This window comes from Streptomyces sp. A0642 (assembly GCF_004795105.1).
Classification (GTDB): domain Bacteria; phylum Actinomycetota; class Actinomycetes; order Streptomycetales; family Streptomycetaceae; genus Streptomyces.
Genome location: NZ_SSBL01000002.1, coordinates 655,675 through 672,500, shown reverse-complemented (window position 1 = coordinate 672,500; position 16,826 = coordinate 655,675). Strand labels below are relative to the sequence as shown.

The window sequence follows — 16,826 nt, the reverse complement described above, 5'->3', positions numbered from 1 at the left end:
GTTCGGCCGCCCGGTTCTGGACGGCTGCTGAGGGGTCCTCTCCCGGCCGATCGGGTCTCGGACGGGCCGTGCGCGATCGATCGTCGGCATGGCTGCCTTCCCGCTACGATCGCGGCTCGGCAGGGGGAAGGTGAGGGGCCATGGCAGAGGCGCCAAGCGCGGCGGAGGGTGTCGCCGTCGTCGAGTTGAGGTACGAGCTGGGCCAGCCGGACTGGTCCGACGCCCTGCGCGCACGCGCGAGAGCGCAAGGGGTCAGGGGACGGCTGCGGGGTCTGCTGGCGCCTCTGCTCTTCGCGGGGGTGGCCTGGGTGATCGCCGACAGCGCCCTGGCGGCGGGCTGCGCCTTCGTCGGCTGCCTGATCGGTCTCGCCGCGAGGACGGGCGTTCTGGCCGTGCGTCAGGCCAAGGCGGGTGCCACGATGGGCCCCTGGGCCGTTACCGTGAGCGACTCCGACGACGCGGTGTGCTTCATGGGCGCGCACATGGCGACGCGCCGGGGCTGGCAGAGCCTCGGCGGGTACGTGGAGACCGCCGCAGGATTCGTCCTGCTGTCGCCCGCGCCCTACCTGCTCGTGGTGCACTACCTGCCGAAGCGCGCCCTGGGCAGGGACGACACCGAACGGCTGCGCGCCGTACTCGACAGCCACCTGCCCCGGCGCGCCGCCCGCCCGCCTCAGCACTAGGGCCTGTCCGACAGTCCCCGGCCACCGGCCGCGGACGCTGTTCCGGGAGCGCCCGCCCAGCCTCTCGGTACTGCCCTTGAACCGTCACCAGCCCGTTCACCAGGCGCATTCTGGGCGCCACCCGGAAGGGCGGCTTCCACCGCGTGCGTACGATGCGGGCGGTCAGCTTTCGCACGTATGGATGGAAAGGCTCCGCGCCACCATGCCCGGTCCCCAGAGGCACGCGCCCTCGCTTCCCCCTTCCTCCGGCCCCGGCCCCTGGTGGCGGTCGGGCGCGGCACGCGTGGGTGCCATCGCCGCCGTTCCCCTGCTGGGGCTGGCGAATGATCGGCTCGGCGGGGTGACGCTCCTCGTTGCTCTGTTCCTCTTGTGGTGGCGCAACCCCTGGCCCAGGTCGGGCAGAGTCGTCGCCTCGGTCGCGGCGATGGCCCTCTTCGGGGCGGTGCTGCCCGAGCAGCCCGCCGATACCCCGGCCCGGGCGGCGAACGCCGAGGCCGCGAAGCCGCCCACACGCCCGAGTCGCTTCCCCACCGCCTCGCCGGCGACGCCCGAGGCCACCATGCCCACGGTGCCCGACTTCACGGGCGACTCGCTGGACGTCGCCTTCCCGAAGTCGCGGAGGAAGGGCTTCACGGTCATCTACCACGACGCCTCGGACCAGAAGCGGGTGGTGACGGCGCGTTCACTGTGGAAGGTCTGCTTCCAGGGGACCAACGGATCGTCCGAGGAGCCGATCGTGGACTTCGGTGTCGTACGCCGCGAGGAACCGTGCCCTGAGGCCGAGGGCACAACGGTGCCGTGGCAGAAGATGCCCGATGTCCTGGGGCTGACCTGGCGCGCCGCCGTCCCGAAGGTGACGGCGGCGGGTGTTCCCGACGACGATGTGCACGCCGAGGCCGCCTACCTCAACGACACGCTTCCCCGTGAGGGCGAGTACGACGGTTGGCGCGTGTGCCGACAGGACCCGGCGAGCGGCGGTTCCCTCACCGACGAGGTGTACGTCGTAAGCCTCGCGCTCTCCTCGCCCGACCATGGCTGCCCGGCCCCGGACCGGGGGAGGGACGCCTACCTGCCGGACCGCGACGACGACGGTGATCCGGACTACCTCGACCCGTACCCCCGTGACCGGAACCGCACGAGGCTGTACCCGAACGGAATCCCCGGCGGTTCCGGAGGTTCGGGCGGTTCCGGCGACGGCGGGCACATCTGCCGCCACACACGCTGGTGCTGACGGTGCCTTGACACGGCGGAGAACAGCCCTGCCTGCGCCGATTCCCGACCTCGGGCCTTCTGCCTCCACGGCGGGTGCACGTGATCGTCAGGTCAGGACCCTCGTGGGGCGCGTATCAAGTCCTGATCATCTGGGCGAGTCAGTCGGGAACCTGATCCGAGGTGCCGACGTCGAAGGGTGGAACACGGGAGCCTCGTCATCGGCACGGTCTCATTCCCTGTGCTGAGTGAGGGCGAGGTCACTCGGCGAAGAGGAGGCACTCCTCCTCTTCGCAGCATCCGTTGAGGGGGGAAACACATGAGCTGGACCAGGCGATCCGCCGGCTTGCTGGTGGCGGCGGCCATGGTGATGCCAGTAGCCGCGTGCACGGCCGACGGGGGTGGGGCCGAAGCCTCCTGCGTGGCTCGGTACACCTACCAGGACCTCACCTATCAAGACGTGGGGAACGTGAAGTTCACAGCCGGGAAGAAGCTCGGAGTCGCCACCGCGCCACCCTGCGAAGACACCGGCGGCAGGAGCGAGACCGAGGAGCCGGCCGGTGCGGCGGAAGCCGCCTACGAGGTGGACGGCATGTCTCCCGAGGTCGCCATCGCCGTGGGGGACACGCCGGAGACAGCCAGGTTCTTCGCCGTTTCCTCCGACTCGGAGCTCCCACCCGAGGTACAGGAACTGATCGAGGGTTCCTGATCTGAAACGCGGGGTTCGGTGCAGCTCCCAGGCTGATGCCCCACCGAACCCCGCGCCCCGGACGTGGACCGGGCAGCCAGGTGACGGCCGTTCGGGCACGGGCACGCGTACCCGTACCCCGCCCTTCCGCTTCGGCCGGGATTTCGTCTACGCGTGCCCGTGACAGTCCCGGTACGACCGCCCCGAGCCGCACCAGCACGCCGCGCTTCTCGCCGGCGGCCACGGGACCGCGCGGCCGCGGGCGGCCAGGGTCGTCGCGTACTGGGGGAGCAGGTCCGGGTCGGACGGGGAGGCGGCCTCGGAGGCGGCGAACGCCTCGTACGACGGGACCGTGCCCGTCACGATGCCGAGGTTCGGGGTCCCCGCCGCGTGAAGGTCGCGCAGGGCCGCTTCCAGGCGGGCCAGGTGGTCCGGGTGGGAGGCGTACTCGCTGCCGAGGCCCGGGTACGCGGTCAGGAGCTCGCGCAGTTCGGGCTCCGGCCAGTGCAGCACCGCCACCGGGAAGGGGCGGGACAGGGCCGTGCGGTACGTGCCCAGTTCCGCGCGGAGGCGGGTGATCTCGGCCCGCAGCTCGCCCGGGTCCGAGGAGCCCAGCGCCCACAGCCGCTTCGGGTCGTGGAGCTCGTCCAGCGGGACGGCCGCCGTGTGCAGGGCGTCGGCCAGCTCGTCCCAGGCGTCGTGCGTGACGCCCATGAGACGGCGGACGCGGTGGCGGCCGGTCAGCAGCGACTGGGTGGCATACGGGACCTCCTCGCCCGGCGCGATGAGCAGGGTGAGCGCGGTCGAGAAGTAGTCGTGGGCCGCTTCGAGCTCGTCGTGGGCCTCCAGGGTCTCGGCCGCGATCTCCCAGGGGGCCGCCTCCGCCGGGGCGGCGACGCGGATGCCGTCGATGATCGCGCGGGCCTCCGCCTCGTGGCCGTACTCCCACAGGTTGGCGGCGCTGAGCGCCTTCACCAGGTGGGGGTGCTCGGTGTCGGGGTCGCTGAGCAGGGAGTCGTAGAGCGAGGTGGCACGGGTGCGGTCGCCGGCGAGTTCCAGATGGGCGGCCGCCTGGAGGAGCAGCGGTTCGTGGTCCTCCGGATACTGCGCCGCGGTGCGCAGCAGGCGCTCGGCTTCGGTGGTGTGGTCGGCAGGCGTGTCGGGGCGCATGAACCACACGGTACTGCGGTGCGGGCGCGATGCGGAGGGGTGTTCCGGCTCCGGGGAGCGGCGTCGGCAGTGAGCCTTGTTACGGGCCCGGAAGGTGTGGCGTCGGTGGTGAGCCGTTACGGGTCCGGGGAGTGGGGCGGCGCTCCGACAGCAGGGCGGCTCTGTCGCGGCTCTGGAGAGTTGGCGGCCCCGGCCCTATCGTGCGGGCCGTGCGGGAGCCGAGGCGTGAGCGGATACCGGTGGTCGTGCAGCGTGACGCGCGCGGGAGGCGGGCGGTCGCGCGCGGGTTGTGGACGGGCGCGGAGCTGGTGGTGACCCTCGGCGTCGTCCTGCTGCTGCTCGTCGCCCATCAGCTGTGGTGGACGAACCGGCAGGCCCGCGCCGAAGCCGCCGACACCGTGCACGCCCTGGAGCGGGACTGGGGCGGGCCCGAACGGGCCTCGGATCCGGCGGAGCCCGCGCAGGACACGCCCGAGCCGGTGGACATGGACGACGACACCCCCGTCGTGGGGGAGGAGCAGACCGGCGGGGACGGCGGCGGGCGGACCGCCGCCGCGCCCGCGCCCCGCCGGTCGCAGGCGTACGCCGTCCTGCGCATCCCGCGCATCGGGCTGACCGCGCCCGTCGCCCAGGGCGTCAGCAAGCGCGGCGTCCTGGACAAGGGGTACGCCGGTCACTACCCCGGCACCGCCCAGCCCGGCGGCGCCGGGAACTTCGCGCTCGCCGGGCACCGCAACACCCACGGCGAGCCCTTCCGCCACATCAACCGGCTGCGGCCCGGCGACCCGATCACCGTCGAGACCCGGGACGCCGTGTACACGTACACCGTCGACAAGACCCTCGCCCGGACCCAGCCGGGCGACAGCGGGGTCATCGCCGCCGTGCCGCGCAGCAACGCGAAGCCGTACCCCGGCTACCGCACGGCGGGGTCCTACCTGACCCTGACGACGTGCACGCCCGAATTCACCTCCCGGTACCGGCTCGTGGTGTGGGGGAAGCTGAGCGGAGTCCGGCAGCGCTGATCACCGGGGAGGCGGAGAAGAGGCGAGGGGGAGAGGTCTAAGGTTCTCTGACGTGCTCAGACGACGTCCGCAGTTGCTGTGGTTGCTGGTCCCTTACGTGCTCTACCTGGGGGCGCTGCCCTTCGTGAACCGGGTCGATCCCGTCGTTCTCGGGCTGCCGTTCCTCTTCTTCTGGCTGCTCGGGGCGACCGTCCTCACCCCCGTCGCCGTATGGATGGCCCGGCGGGGTGACCGCCGGTGAACGCCGCCGTCGCGACCTCCGTCTTCGGGGTCTTCATGGTCGCCACCGTGGCCCTCGGGCTGCTCGCCGTGCGCGGCCGGCGCGGGTCCGGGGGCGGTGGGCTCGCCGAGTGGTCGGTGGGCGGGCGCAGCCTGGGGACCGTGTTCATCTGGGTGCTGATGGCCGGTGAGGGCTACACCAGCTTCAGCTACCTCGGCGCCGCCGGCTGGGGCTACAACTACGGGGCGCCCGTCCTGTACGTGGTCGCGTACATGTCGTGCGGATACGCCGTCGGCTACGTCGTCGGGCCGCTGCTGTGGGCGTACGCGCGCAAGCACGGCCTCGTCGGGATCACCGACATGGTGGCGCACCGCTTCGGCCGGCCCTGGCTCGGGGCGCTCGTCGCCGTCCTCGCGACCGTGTTCCTGCTCCCGTACATCCAGCTCCAGGTCACCGGCATGGGCGTCGTCGTCTCGACCATCTCCTACGGCGCGATCAGCCTTGACTGGGCGTACTTCATCGCCTTCGCCGTCACCACCGCCTTCGTCGTGGTCAGCGGGCTGCGCGGCAGCGCGTGGGTGTCCGTGCTGAAGGACGTGATGGTGATCGCCACGCTCGGCTTCCTGGCGATCTACGTACCGCTGCACTACTTCGACGGCTACGGGCCCTTCCTCGACCGGCTCGTCACGGAGAAGAGCGAGTGGCTGACCTTCCCCGGGCACGGGGACAGCGGCCTCGGGCAGGCCTGGTTCATCACCACCTCGTTCCTGAACTCCCTCACCGTGGTGATCTTCCCGACCACCGTCGCCGGCTACCTCGGCGCCAGGAACGCCGACGTGCTGCGGCGCAACGCGGTGTTGCTGCCCGCCTACAACGTCCTGCTCTTCGTTCCGATGCTGCTCGGCATGGCGGCGCTCTTCGTCGTCCCGGGGCTCGTCGGGGCCGAGTCGAACCTGGCGCTGTTCAAGCTGGTCGTGGACTCGCTGCCCGCCTGGTCGGTGGGGATCATCGGCGTCGCCGCCGCGCTCTCCTCGATCGTGCCCATGGCCGTCTTCATGCTGGTCATCGGCACGATGTGGGGACGCAGCGTCCTCTCGCTCGTGCCCCGGTGGGAGCAGCGGCAGAAGGGCGCGGCGCAGCTGGTCGTCGTGATCGCGGGCGGCCTGGCGCTCCTGCTGACCTACACCGCGCCGAACACGCTCGTACGGCTCTCCCTGATCTCGTACGAGGGGATGGCGCAGCTGCTCCCCATGGTGCTGCTGGGCCTGCTGTGGCGCCGGCTGACCCTGCTCGGGGCGATGAGCGGGCTGGTCGTGGGGGTGGGTGTGGTGTGCGGGTTCGTGTTCACGGAGAACGACCCGGTGTGGGGGGTGAACGCCGGCATCGTCGCGCTCGGCGCGAATCTCGCCGTCGCGCTCGCGGTGACGTACGCGGGGCCGCGCGAGCGCGACGAACGGCCGGACGAGGACGTGCTGGCGCGGGACGAGCTGGAGGGGGAGGAGGTGGCGGTTCCGGCTCCTTGAGGGGGCCGGTTCATGGACCGGGACGCTCTTTCGAGCCGCCGGCCCGCGAAAACCATCGTGTATAACGGTTAACGGTTGAAGTCCGCGCGCGACCGCGCGGACGCAGGAGAACGGAAAGGGGGAGGAGCCATGGACGCGCGTGCCACGCACCGCGTGCGCGGGGCCCTCGCCCGCGTGCTCCGGCCCGCCGGGATCCTGCTCTTCTTCCTCACCGAAGTCCTGCTCGCCGAGGGCGGCAGCCTCTCCGCCGCCGTCGCGCTCGCCGCCACCGCGGCCGCCGGCACCGCGCTCGTCGCCTGCTCGGTCATCAGCGCGCGCTGCGCCGCCCCGGTGCCCCGCACCCGGGTCCGCACCGCCATGCGCGACCGGGAGAAACGCACCGCGTTCCTCCCGCAGCGCGACCCCGACGCCAAGGGGCGCCGGCGACCCCGAGCCCCCGGCCATGTCCTCCTGACGGCCGCGTAGGGCTCGCCCCTCCTCCTTCCCGTCCCGGTACGTACGCCATGTGCGCGTACGCGGGGCCGGCCCGCGCGGATCGTCCTGCCGAAGCTGATCCACTTCCCGGCACGACGAGACCCACGGAGGGTCATCCATGTCCGCTTTCATGTCCGCATTCGCGAGTCTGGTCGGCGCCCTCGCCGACGCGCTCCACCCGCTCTTCCAGAACGCGTCCACCGCCGCCGCGATCATCCTGTTCACCGCACTCGTACGCCTCGCCGTGCACCCCCTCTCCCGGGCCGCGGCGCGCGGACAGAAGGCGCAGCGCCGGCTCCAGCCGCAGATCGCCGCACTCCGCAAGAAGCACGCCAAGAACCCCGAGCGGATGCAGAAGGCGCTCATGGAGCTGCACAGGGAGGAGAAGGTCTCCCCGCTCTCCGGCTGCCTGCCGAGCCTCCTGCAGATGCCGGCCTTCTTCCTGCTGTACCACCTCTTCTCCAGTACGAAGATCGGCGACGACGCCAACGCACTCCTCGGCCACCAGCTCCTCGGCGCCCCGCTCGGCGAGCGCTGGCGTGACGCGCTCGCGGACGGCGGGATGTTCGGGGCGCAGGGCCTCGTGTACCTGGGTCTGTTCGCGATCGTGGCCGCCGTCGCCACGTTCAACTACGGACGCACCAAGCGTCAGATGGCCGCCAACCCCGTCACCCCGGCCGCAGGCCCCGACGGGCAGCCGGTCCCGGGCATGGGCGCGATGACGAAGGTGATGCCGCTGATGTCGTTCTTCACCCTCTTCACCGTGGCGTTCGTGCCGCTGGCCGCCGCGCTGTACGTCGTCACGAGCACCACCTGGACCGCGATCGAGCGGGCGTACCTGTACCGCGACATGCCCGCTGCGGGTGCCGCCATGGCCACGGCGGCGTAATCGGGTCCGCGAGTACGCCGGTCCAGTGTGTGAACAAGGTCTTGCGGGTTGATCGGATGTCTTGGACGATCGGACAAGCCTGCGATGGCCGCAACCCATCCGACGGGCCCGATCTCGACCAAGGGGAGACAGACCGTTGAAGCTTCTTCGTGTGGGTACGGCCGGCGCGGAACGACCGGCACTGCTGGACGAGAGCGGAACCCTGCGTGACCTGTCGGGGATCGTCACCGACATCGACGGCGCGCTGCTCGGCGACGAGGACGCGCTGGACCGGGTTCGGGCCGCCGCGGCCGCGCCCGGGGAGCTGCCCGCGCTCGACGCGGAAGGGCTGCGGGTGGGCCCGCCGCTCGGCAGGATCGGCAAGATCGTGTGCATCGGGCTGAACTACCACGACCACGCCACGGAGACGGGCGCCCAGATACCGGGCGAGCCGATCCTCTTCTTCAAGGCGCCGGACACGGTCGTGGGGCCTGAGGACACGGTGCTCGTGCCGCGCGGCAGCGAGAAGACCGACTGGGAGGTCGAGCTCGCGGTCGTCATCGGGCGCACCGCCCGGTACCTGGACTCCGCCGAGGAGGGGCTCGCGCACGTCGCCGGGTACGCGGTGGCGCACGACGTGTCCGAGCGTGCGTTCCAGATCGAGCGCGGCGGCACGTGGGACAAGGGCAAGAACTGCGAGACGTTCAACCCGCTGGGGCCCTGGCTGGTGACGGCCGACGAGGTCGCCGACCCGCAGGCGTTGCCGCTGAAGCTCTGGGTCAACGGTGAGCTGAAGCAGGACGGCACGACGGCCGACCAGATCTTCCCGGTCGGCGAGGTCGTGCGCTACCTGAGCCACTTCATGACGCTGTACCCGGGCGACGTGATCAACACGGGGACGCCGGCGGGCGTCGCGATGGGGCAGCCCGAGCCGAAGCCGTATCTCCGGGCCGGGGATGTGGTGGAGCTGGAGATCGAGGGGCTGGGGCGCCAGCGGCAGGAGCTGAAGGGGGCGTAGGGGGCCGGCCCTCGGGCGGGTGCGCCCGGGCCCGCCTCGTCCTCCCTCGCGGGGCGGGCGGGGTTGAAAAGACGTCCTCAGCCGCCGGAGCGGCTCGGATGCGCCGCCTCAGCGGCTTGATGCGCGGCCTCGGCTTCGTGCGTAAAGATCGGAGGGGTGGGGGTCGCGCCGGTGGCGGCCCCCACCCCTCCGTCCGTACCGGGTCCGGTCAGTCGCTGATCTTTGTCACGAACTGTTCCAGGGCCTCGACCACCAGCGCGTGGTCCTCCGCCTGGGGCAGGCCCGAGACCGTGACCGAGCCGATGACGCCCGCGCCCTCGACCGCGATCGGGAACGAGCCGCCGTGTGCGGCATACCTGTCCGGGTCGAGGCGCGAGGCCTCGTCGAAGGTCGTCCCCTTGGCCCGGAACCGGGTGCCCACCAGGTACGAACTCTCGCCGTACCGCTCGACGACCTTGCGCTTGCGGTCGATCCACGCGTCGTTGTCCGCGCTCGAACCCGGCAGCGCGGCGTGGAACAGCTGCTGCGCGCCGCGCCGGATGTCGATCGCGACCGGGGCGTGCCGCTGCCGGGCCAGGGTGACGAGCAGGCCGCCGAGCGCGTACGCGTCGTCGTACCCGAAGTGCGGCAGCGTCAGCCGGCGCTCCTGGGCGATCAGTTCGGAGATGGTGGGAGCGGTGGGGTTCATGCGGACTGCTCCTCGGTGGCGTGAGCGGTGGTCGATTCGGAGACGGAGGCCGCGGGCAGGGAGACCGTGACGCCGTCCCGGGCCGAGCGGCGGGCGGCCTCCAGGACGTCCAGCGCGGCGGCGGCCTGGAGGGCGGTCACCGGATTGTCGCCCTTCCCGCGCAGCGCGTCGGCGACCGCCGCGTAGTACGCGGGATAGTCGCCCGGGAGCGTACGGACCGGGGTGCCGCCGCCCGTGAGCGGGGACTCGCCCGCGCCGAGCCGGCCCCAGAGCGCCTCGTCCTCCACACCCCACGGCTCGTCCGCCGTCGGACGCGCGCCCGCGCGCAGAGCGGCCTCCTGCGGGTCGAGGCCGTACTTCACGAATCCGGCGGCCGAACCGAGCACCCGGAACCGCGGGCCGAGCTGGGCCGTGGTCGCGCTCACGTACAGGTGCGAGCGGACTCCGTTCACATGCGTGATCGCCAGGAACGTGTCGTCGTCGGCCGCCGCACCCGGGCGGCGTACGTCCGACTCCGCGTACACCTGGGCCGCCGGACCGAACAGGTCCAGCGCCTGGTCGACCACGTGGCTGCCGAGGTCGTACAGCAGGCCGCCGATCTCCTGCGGATCGCCCGACTCGCGCCAGCCGCCCTTGAGCTGCGGGCGCCAGCGCTCGAAGCGCGACTCGAAGCGCTGCACCTCGCCCAGCTCACCGTCGGCGATCAGTGCGCGCAGGGTGAGGAAGTCGTTGTCCCAGCGGCGGTTCTGGAAGACCGACAGGAGCAGCCCGCGCTCCTCGGCCAGTGCCGCCAGCTCCCGGGCCCCGGCCGCCGTGCCCGCGACCGGCTTGTCCACCACCACTGGCAGACCGGCCTCCAGCGCGGCCTTCGCGAGCGGGACGTGGGTCTTGTTCGGCGACGCGATCACGATCAGGTCGAGCTCGTCCGCGCGCTGCCACAGCTCGTCCGGCGAGGCGGCGAACCGTACGGCGGGGAACTCGGCGCGTGCCTGCTCGCGGCGCTCCTCGTTCGACGTGACGACCGTGTCCAGGACGAGGCCCTCGGTCGCGGTGATCAGCGGGGCGTGGAAGACGGAACCCGCCAGGCCGTAGCCGACGAGTCCGACGCGCAGCGGGGTCGGGGAGGTCTCGTGAGTCGCGTGGGCTGTCATGCCATCCACTTTGGCAACGCTGTTGCCAAAGTGCAAGCGCGGGCGACAATGGGTGGGTGAACAGGAGTAATAGCGGCGCGAACCTGCCGACACTGCGCAGCCACAACGCCGCCCTCGTGCTGGACCTGCTGCGGGCGGCGGGCGAGGGCGGCATCAGCCGGCTCGGTCTCGCCGCACGGACCGGGCTGACTCCGCAGGCCGTCAGCAAGATCACCGCCCGGCTGCGCGCCGAGGGCCTGGCCGCCGAGGCCGGGCGCCGCGCCTCGACGGGCGGCAAGCCGCGGACCGTGCTGCGGCTGGTGCCGGAGGCCGGTCACGCGGTGGGGCTGCACCTGGACCGCGACGTGCTGACCGTGGTGCTCGTCGACCTCGCGGGCACGGTGACCGCGAGCCGTACGGCCCCGCTGGACCTCGGCGCCCCGGCGGACGAGGTGCTCGCGGCGGCGGCCGGGGCGGTGGCCGCCGTGCGGGGGGAAGGGTCCCTGCCGGTGCTCGGGGCCGGGGTCGCCGTACCGGGGCCGCTCGACCATCGCGCCGGGGTGCTCCACCGCGTCACCGGGTTCCCACAGTGGGACGGCTACCCGCTCAGCGACGCCCTCGCGGCGCGGACCGGCCTGCCCGTCGTCATCGACAAGGACACCAACGCCGCCGCCCTCGGCCTCGCCCTCCAGACCCCGGACCCCGCCGACTTCGCCTACCTCCACCTGGGCAGCGGCCTCGGAGCCGGGCTGGTGCTGGGCGGGGTGCTGCACCGCGGCCCCCGTACCGGAGCGGGCGAGTTCGGCCACCAGACCCTCCAGCTGGACGGGGTCCTGTGCGGCTGCGGCGCACGCGGCTGCATCGAGGCGCTCTGCCTGGCAGCCGTCGGCCGGGGCGACGTCGCCGAGGCCGCGCGGGTGCTCGGGGCCGGTGCCGCCAACCTGGTCGGGCTGCTCGACATCGACCGCGTGGTGCTGGGCGGGCGTACGGTCGCCGCCGACCCCGACGCGTACGTACGCGGGGTGCGCGCGGTGCTCGGTGAACGGGCCGCGCGCGACGGGGCCGGCGCGGCGCCCGTACCGGTCGCGGCCGTCGGCGGAGGCGACCGGCCGGTCGCCGAGGGGGCGGCGCAGCTGATCCTCGCCCCGCTCTTCGGCCGCACGCACGGGGGAGCCGGCATCGGGGAAGGCCGCTCGGGAGCCGGTTCCGCTCCGCTCCCCGACCGTACGGAACTGGGCTGATCGAGCGGTTTCCGGCGGCCGGCCGGACGACCTCGCGGTATGCCGGGGGCGGCCGGTCCTCCCGTACGTGACAGCGTCGCGGTTTCCTGCCGGTGAACTCCGGGCCCGGGGCGAGCCGACCGTTTCCACGAGAAGTGAAGGCTGCCCCACGATGCCCGCCACCCCGCCCCCGCCGAACCCTTCCCCCGAACCCTCCGTCCCGGCGCGCCCTCCGTCGCCGCCGCCCCCCGCGGCCGGCCGCCCCCGGCACGGGCTGGTGCTCGGCCTGGCCGCGGCGAGCGTGATGCCCGCCGTCGTGCTCGGCGGCACCGCGGGCGCGTCCGCCGCCCCGCACCGCAACGCGGCCACCACCCCGGCCGCCAAGCTGACCCCTGGCTCCGTCACCGCCGACCAGCGGCCCGACTGCGGTGAGGCGCGCGCCGCGGACTTCCCGATCGACACCCGGATCCACGGCGGCCCGGACACCTACGCCTCCGGCGGGGGCTACGGCACCTGGTTCCTGGACCTGACCAACACCACCGCGGAGTCCTGCCGCGCGATCCACCCGGTCCTGGTCCTCACCGACGAGGACCGCGCCCTGACCTCGGACCAGATCCAGCTGGAGTTCTCCGAGCGCACCCGGCCCGGCGTCGAACACCGCGTCCACTGGGAGACGACCGACCGCGACGAGCACATCGGCGTCTTCGGCGGCGAGGGCGACGACTCCTTCCCCGGCTTCACCGTGCCGGCCGGCCGCACCGTCACCGTCCAGGTCAGGCTGGCGTTCACCTCCGACACCAGCCCCGGCCGGATCACCGCGAACGCCGCGATCGTCCAGCGCCAGCGCGCCGGCGGCGACACGAGCGACGGTGGCTCCGCGACCCAGGGCCTCGACGGGGAATGGGTCGGGGAGTCCGAGGACTACCCCTTCACCGTCGTCGAGGACCACGGCAGCGCTACCGGCACGGACGAACCCGGTGAGACCGATACGGGCGAGGGCCGGGCCGACGAGCCGGCCGGGACCGGAGACGTGGGCAAAGAAGACATGGGCAAAGAAGACATGGGCAGGGAAGACGTGGGCAAGGAGAAGACGGGCACGGCGGAAGCCGGCAAGGAGAAGGGGAGCGACGGCTTCACCCGCCCCGACGCCGACGCGACCCCCGGGGCAGCCGACCCCCGCCCCACGGGGAGCACCGGCACCACGCGCCCGCGCCCGGTCGCCCCCGGCCGTGACCCGGCCGCCATTCCGGAACTCGCCAGCACCGGGGCCTCCCTGCCGGTCCCGCTGCCCGCGGCACTCACCGTCTCCAGCCTCCTGATCGGCGCCGGAGCCATCGTCGTCAGGTCCCGCAGGACCCGCCGCGGCTGATCCCGGCCCCGAGCCGCGCAGGGCGCCCGCCCGCGACACGTACCCGAAATCGCCTACCGCCCACGAAAGAAATCGGTACGAAGATCGCTTCCCTGTGATCAGGCAGTACTCCCGGTCGAACGAGCACCCTAAAATCGGGGCCGTCGGCGCTGCACAACGCGGTGCCGCCGGCGTCCCCGCACTTGGCGTACGGCAACTGGAGTCCCACATGGCAGAGCGCAAGCCGATCTCGTCCTGGCTCACCGACATGGACGGAGTCCTCATCCACGAGGGGACGCCGATCCCCGGCGCCGATGCCTTCATCAAGCGGCTGCGGGACTCGGGGCTCCCCTTCCTGGTCCTCACGAACAACTCGATCTACACCGCCCGTGACCTGCACGCCCGGCTCAGCCGCATGGGCCTCGACGTCCCCGTCGAGAACATCTGGACCTCCGCGCTCGCGACCGCCCAGTTCCTGGACGACCAGCGGCCCGGCGGCACGGCCTACGTCATCGGCGAGGCCGGCCTCACGACCGCACTGCACGACATCGGCTACGTCCTCACCGACCACGAGCCCGACTACGTGGTCCTCGGCGAGACGCGTACGTACTCCTTCGAGGCGCTCACCAAGGCGATCCGGCTGATCAACGGCGGCGCCCGCTTCATCTGCACCAACCCGGACGAGACCGGCCCGTCCGCCGAGGGCCCGCTGCCGGCGACCGGCTCCGTCGCCGCCCTCATCACCAAGGCGACCGGCAAGGCGCCCTACTTCGCGGGCAAGCCCAACCCGCTGATGATGCGCACCGGGCTCAACGCGATCGGCGCCCACTCCGAGTCCAGCGCCATGATCGGCGACCGGATGGACACCGATGTGCTCGCCGGTCTGGAGGCGGGAATGCAGACCTTCCTGGTGCTGACCGGGCTCACCACGGTGGCCGACATCGACAAGTACCCGTTCCGGCCGTCCACGGTCGTCGACTCCATCGCCGACCTCGTCGACCTGATCGAACTGGGCTGACACCGGCCGGGGGGAGTGGGGTGCGAGCGGAACCGCCCCACTCCACCGGCCCAGTGCCGCCCCCCTGCGGATGCGGAATCCGGGTGGCCGCGTGAACCTGCCATAAGGAGGTTCACGATGCGTTCCATACCGCTCACGTTCTGTGCCGCCGCGGCGGTCGCGGCGACCCTGATGCCCGCTTCCGTCGCACTGGCCAATTCCGACTCGGACCACGAGGACTCGCGGTCCCGGGCCACCCTCACACTCTCCCCGTCCTCCGTCTCCCCGGGCGGCGAGGTCGACCTCGAGGTCGACGGCTGCAAGGGCAAGGAGGCCAAGGGAAGCTCCGACGCGTTCGACTCCGAGGTGCGCTTCTCGCCCGGCGAGGACAGGACGCTCTTCGCCGAGGCCCGCGTCCGCTCGGACGCCGAGCCCGGCGACTACGACGTCCAGGTGGTCTGCAAGGACAAGCACACCAAGGCGTCCGCCGTGCTGACCGTCGTCCACCGCAGCCGGCCCATGCCGCTGGCCCCGGTCCGTGCGGGCGGCGGAGGCACCGCCGTACTCGCCGCCGACCAGGCCGCTGCCCAGCAGGACGGTCCCGGCACCGTTCACGCCGTGGTCGGCCTCGGACTGGCCGCCGTTGCCGCCGTCGCCGTCGCCTTCCGCAGCGTGCGACGCCGCCGCCCGGCCTCCGGCTGACGTGTCCGCCTCGGACCGCCCGGCGGGGCACGGCAGGCTGCTCACCGGAGTGGCCTGGGCGGTACTCCTGCTGGGTCTGTGGCTCTGGGGCCGCGGCATCACCGGTGGCTCCGGCGCCAGTTCCGCGCCGACCACCGGTGACGTGGCCGCGGTCGGCCGGCCCCTCGGCGTACCGCTGCCCCCGGCTCACGACCCGATCGAGGGCGTCGCGCCGCAGAGTGTCGCGATCCCGTCGATCGGGATCCGGGCCCCGGTCGTCTCCCGGGGCCTGGACAAGGACGGGGCGATCGAACCGCCGTCCTTCGACACGCCCCAGACGGTCGGCTGGTACGGGTCGGGCACCGAGCCCGGCGCCAAGGGCCCGGCCCTCTTCGTCGGCCACGTCGACACCGAGACCAAGCCGGCCGTCTTCTACGGGCTCAGCGCGGCCCGCCCCGGCGCCAAGGTCGAAGTGACCCGGACCGACGGCACCGTCGCTGAGTTCACCGTCGACGACGTCCAGGTCTTCACCCGCGCCCGCTTCAACGCCCAGAAGGCGTACGGCCCCCGCAAGGACGGCCGGGCCGAGCTCCGGCTGATCACCTGCGGCGGCACGTACGACCGGGCGTCGAAGTCGTACACGGCGAACGTGGTCGTCTCGGCGTACCTCACGGGCGAGAAGTCGCAGGAGAAGGCCAAGGAGGAGGCGCGGGAAGAGACGCGCGAGCAGGCGGGTCCGCCCGCTCAGGACCGCGCCGGGGCGGGCGCCCCGATCGCTGTCCGGTCGCCGTGGCCGTTGGCGGCGGCCGGCTGGAGCGGCTGACCCTTCGGTACCCGGCCCGGCCGGCTGCCCGGTTCTCCGGGCGCCGGCCGGGCCGGTCCTCGACCGCGGGGCGCGGGCCGCGGGAGTGGCCCGGCGCGGACACGGGAGGTCGGGGGGCGTCCGAGGCCGCCGCACCGGGGGCGTCCGGTCCGCCGCACGCCCCACTGTAGGGGCGTGAACTCCGCGCGCCCAGCGGATTTCTGACGGTACGTCGATAACCGGTCACCCTCCGCACGCGGACGGGCCGGGCAGAGTGGGGTGAACTCGCCGTATCGGCTCGTCGGTGACGTGGTGACGTGGTGACGTGGTGACGCGGTGATGTGGTGACGCGGTGAGGGCGGGGGGTGGCCCTGGTGCGCAGGCCTGCGGGCCGATGGCGAAGCCGACGTCCGGGGCGCGGAAGCAGCCGGGCATCCGCTCCGGGGTCTTCGGGGGCCCGGGGCCCGGGCTGTGCCGGCCGGGCGAAGAGGCTCAGCGCGACGAGCGGGGCGGACCCCTGGCAGGGCTGCCGAACGGATGCGGTGAGGCTCCTGGGGCAGGGGCGAGCGGAAGCTCGCGGTGCGGGCCGGGTGGGGCCGGGGCTGGGCCGGAGGCCCGGCGAGCCGGCTGGAGTGCTCGTAGTCGTGGCCGGGCAGCGCATTCTTCTGCCGTCGCCGCCGGGTCCCGGGTCGCAGGTGCGGGGGTCTCCGGAGCTGCGTGGTCCGAGGAGGCGTGGTCCTGCCGGGCGCCCGGCGGCGTCGACCTCCTGGGTCATCCCCCTGCACGCCCGCGCGGCCGCGTGGTCGGCCGGTCGTCTCCCTCGTCCGGCGCGAGTCCCCCTGGAGCGCGGCCGACGGCCCGGCGGCGGGGAGGGGGAGGGGGTGGAGCGGGGGCGGTACGGGCCTGGGGAGAGCTCGCCGTGCCGTCGGCTCACCCGGAGGCGGCGGCCGCCACGGACGCGCGCGCTGGGGGTGAGGGGAGCGGGCAAGGTGCGACGTGGAGGGCCGGCGGAGGCGTGATGCCCCGGACGTGGCGGGCTGCGGGCCGCCCGTGCGAGGGACCGCGGAGCGCGTCGAAACGACTAA

General features: G+C 73.0%; 17 protein-coding genes. 14 read left to right on the top strand and 3 right to left on the bottom strand.

The genetic code is table 11. From position 1 onward, the window contains the following. Nucleotides 1–140: 140 nt before the first annotated feature. The 3 genes from E6R60_RS06635 to E6R60_RS06625 all read left to right on the top strand — a co-directional run bounded on the left by E6R60_RS06635 (nucleotide 141) and on the right by E6R60_RS06625 (nucleotide 2,601). A complete protein-coding gene (locus E6R60_RS06635; RefSeq protein WP_136325447.1) occupies nucleotides 141–683 on the top strand; it encodes a hypothetical protein in 543 nt (180 codons plus the stop codon). A gap of 283 nt (nucleotides 684–966) precedes the next feature. After that, the gene (locus tag E6R60_RS06630) at nucleotides 967–1,914 is read left to right on the top strand and encodes a hypothetical protein (RefSeq protein WP_136325446.1); all 948 of its coding nucleotides are present in this window, start codon (nucleotides 967–969) and stop codon (nucleotides 1,912–1,914) included. Nucleotides 1,915–2,211: 297 nt separating this feature from the next. Beyond that, nucleotides 2,212–2,601 carry a DUF6281 family protein gene (locus E6R60_RS06625; protein ID WP_240802413.1) on the top strand — a complete coding sequence of 130 codons (390 nt, stop codon included), beginning with the start codon at nucleotides 2,212–2,214 and terminating at the stop codon, nucleotides 2,599–2,601. Nucleotides 2,602–2,748: 147 nt separating this feature from the next. Here the strand turns inward: E6R60_RS06625 and E6R60_RS06620 are convergent, their stop codons facing one another. After that, nucleotides 2,749–3,750, bottom strand: a complete 1,002-nt coding sequence (locus tag E6R60_RS06620) for an SEC-C domain-containing protein (RefSeq protein WP_136325445.1) — start codon at nucleotides 3,748–3,750, stop codon at nucleotides 2,749–2,751. Between the two features lie 245 nt (nucleotides 3,751–3,995). Between E6R60_RS06620 and E6R60_RS06615 the strand changes: the two genes are divergently transcribed. The 6 genes from E6R60_RS06615 to E6R60_RS06590 all read left to right on the top strand — a co-directional run bounded on the left by E6R60_RS06615 (nucleotide 3,996) and on the right by E6R60_RS06590 (nucleotide 8,875). Continuing rightward, nucleotides 3,996–4,772, top strand: a complete 777-nt coding sequence (locus tag E6R60_RS06615) for a class E sortase (RefSeq protein ID WP_240802423.1) — start codon at nucleotides 3,996–3,998, stop codon at nucleotides 4,770–4,772. An 82-nt stretch (nucleotides 4,773–4,854) separates the two neighbouring features. Continuing rightward, nucleotides 4,855–5,013: a DUF3311 domain-containing protein gene (locus E6R60_RS06610; RefSeq protein WP_136325579.1), complete on the top strand. Its 159-nt coding sequence runs from the start codon at nucleotides 4,855–4,857 to the stop codon at nucleotides 5,011–5,013. Beyond that, nucleotides 5,010–6,515, top strand: a complete 1,506-nt coding sequence (locus E6R60_RS06605; protein ID WP_136325443.1) for a sodium:solute symporter family protein — start codon at nucleotides 5,010–5,012, stop codon at nucleotides 6,513–6,515. Before E6R60_RS06610 ends, E6R60_RS06605 begins: the two co-directional genes overlap by 4 nt. Nucleotides 6,516–6,644: 129 nt before the next feature. After that, nucleotides 6,645–6,980, top strand: a complete 336-nt coding sequence (locus E6R60_RS06600; protein ID WP_136325442.1) for a DUF6412 domain-containing protein — start codon at nucleotides 6,645–6,647, stop codon at nucleotides 6,978–6,980. A 127-nt stretch (nucleotides 6,981–7,107) separates the two neighbouring features. Continuing rightward, complete coding sequence (locus E6R60_RS06595; RefSeq protein ID WP_136325441.1) at nucleotides 7,108–7,878, top strand: YidC/Oxa1 family membrane protein insertase; 771 nt, start codon at nucleotides 7,108–7,110, stop codon at nucleotides 7,876–7,878. A 136-nt stretch (nucleotides 7,879–8,014) separates the two neighbouring features. Beyond that, nucleotides 8,015–8,875, top strand: coding sequence for a fumarylacetoacetate hydrolase family protein (locus E6R60_RS06590; protein ID WP_136325440.1), 861 nt, complete (start codon nucleotides 8,015–8,017; stop codon nucleotides 8,873–8,875). A gap of 208 nt (nucleotides 8,876–9,083) precedes the next feature. Here the strand turns inward: E6R60_RS06590 and E6R60_RS06585 are convergent, their stop codons facing one another. Then, the gene (locus tag E6R60_RS06585; RefSeq protein ID WP_136325439.1) at nucleotides 9,084–9,563 is read right to left on the bottom strand and encodes a heme-degrading domain-containing protein; all 480 of its coding nucleotides are present in this window, start codon (nucleotides 9,561–9,563) and stop codon (nucleotides 9,084–9,086) included. Next, on the bottom strand, nucleotides 9,560–10,714 hold the full coding sequence (locus E6R60_RS06580) for a Gfo/Idh/MocA family oxidoreductase (protein ID WP_136325438.1): 1,155 nt from the start codon (nucleotides 10,712–10,714) through the stop codon (nucleotides 9,560–9,562). The genes E6R60_RS06585 and E6R60_RS06580 overlap by 4 nt, the downstream gene beginning before the upstream one ends. A 56-nt stretch (nucleotides 10,715–10,770) precedes the next feature. On the opposite strand from E6R60_RS06580, the gene E6R60_RS06575 reads away from it, so the two are divergent. From E6R60_RS06575 to E6R60_RS06555, 5 genes are all read left to right on the top strand, one after another. Beyond that, the gene (locus E6R60_RS06575) at nucleotides 10,771–11,934 is read left to right on the top strand and encodes an ROK family transcriptional regulator (RefSeq protein ID WP_136325437.1); all 1,164 of its coding nucleotides are present in this window, start codon (nucleotides 10,771–10,773) and stop codon (nucleotides 11,932–11,934) included. Between the two features lie 151 nt (nucleotides 11,935–12,085). Next, nucleotides 12,086–13,282: a hypothetical protein gene (locus tag E6R60_RS06570; RefSeq protein WP_136325436.1), complete on the top strand. Its 1,197-nt coding sequence runs from the start codon at nucleotides 12,086–12,088 to the stop codon at nucleotides 13,280–13,282. 208 nt (nucleotides 13,283–13,490) lie between these two features. Continuing rightward, the gene (locus E6R60_RS06565) at nucleotides 13,491–14,279 is read left to right on the top strand and encodes an HAD-IIA family hydrolase (RefSeq protein ID WP_136325435.1); all 789 of its coding nucleotides are present in this window, start codon (nucleotides 13,491–13,493) and stop codon (nucleotides 14,277–14,279) included. A 117-nt stretch (nucleotides 14,280–14,396) separates the two neighbouring features. Next, nucleotides 14,397–14,960 (top strand): hypothetical protein, encoded by a 564-nt coding sequence (locus E6R60_RS06560; RefSeq protein ID WP_136325434.1) that lies wholly within the window; start codon nucleotides 14,397–14,399, stop codon nucleotides 14,958–14,960. Nucleotide 14,961: 1 nt separating this feature from the next. Then, complete coding sequence (locus tag E6R60_RS06555) at nucleotides 14,962–15,762, top strand: class F sortase (protein ID WP_240802411.1); 801 nt, start codon at nucleotides 14,962–14,964, stop codon at nucleotides 15,760–15,762. Nucleotides 15,763–16,826: the final 1,064 nt, after the last annotated feature.

Coding starts and splice junctions, on each gene's coding strand:
- E6R60_RS06595 (WP_136325441.1), top strand. CDS start 7,108: ATGTCCGCTTTCATGTCCGCATTCGCGAGTCTGGTCGGCGCCCTCGCC.
- E6R60_RS06570 (WP_136325436.1), top strand. CDS start 12,086: ATGCCCGCCACCCCGCCCCCGCCGAACCCTTCCCCCGAACCCTCCGTC.
- E6R60_RS06635 (WP_136325447.1), top strand. CDS start 141: ATGGCAGAGGCGCCAAGCGCGGCGGAGGGTGTCGCCGTCGTCGAGTTG.
- E6R60_RS06600 (WP_136325442.1), top strand. CDS start 6,645: ATGGACGCGCGTGCCACGCACCGCGTGCGCGGGGCCCTCGCCCGCGTG.
- E6R60_RS06580 (WP_136325438.1), bottom strand. CDS start 10,714: ATGACAGCCCACGCGACTCACGAGACCTCCCCGACCCCGCTGCGCGTC.
- E6R60_RS06565 (WP_136325435.1), top strand. CDS start 13,491: ATGGCAGAGCGCAAGCCGATCTCGTCCTGGCTCACCGACATGGACGGA.
- E6R60_RS06620 (WP_136325445.1), bottom strand. CDS start 3,750: ATGCGCCCCGACACGCCTGCCGACCACACCACCGAAGCCGAGCGCCTG.
- E6R60_RS06625 (WP_240802413.1), top strand. CDS start 2,212: ATGAGCTGGACCAGGCGATCCGCCGGCTTGCTGGTGGCGGCGGCCATG.
- E6R60_RS06585 (WP_136325439.1), bottom strand. CDS start 9,563: ATGAACCCCACCGCTCCCACCATCTCCGAACTGATCGCCCAGGAGCGC.
- E6R60_RS06560 (WP_136325434.1), top strand. CDS start 14,397: ATGCGTTCCATACCGCTCACGTTCTGTGCCGCCGCGGCGGTCGCGGCG.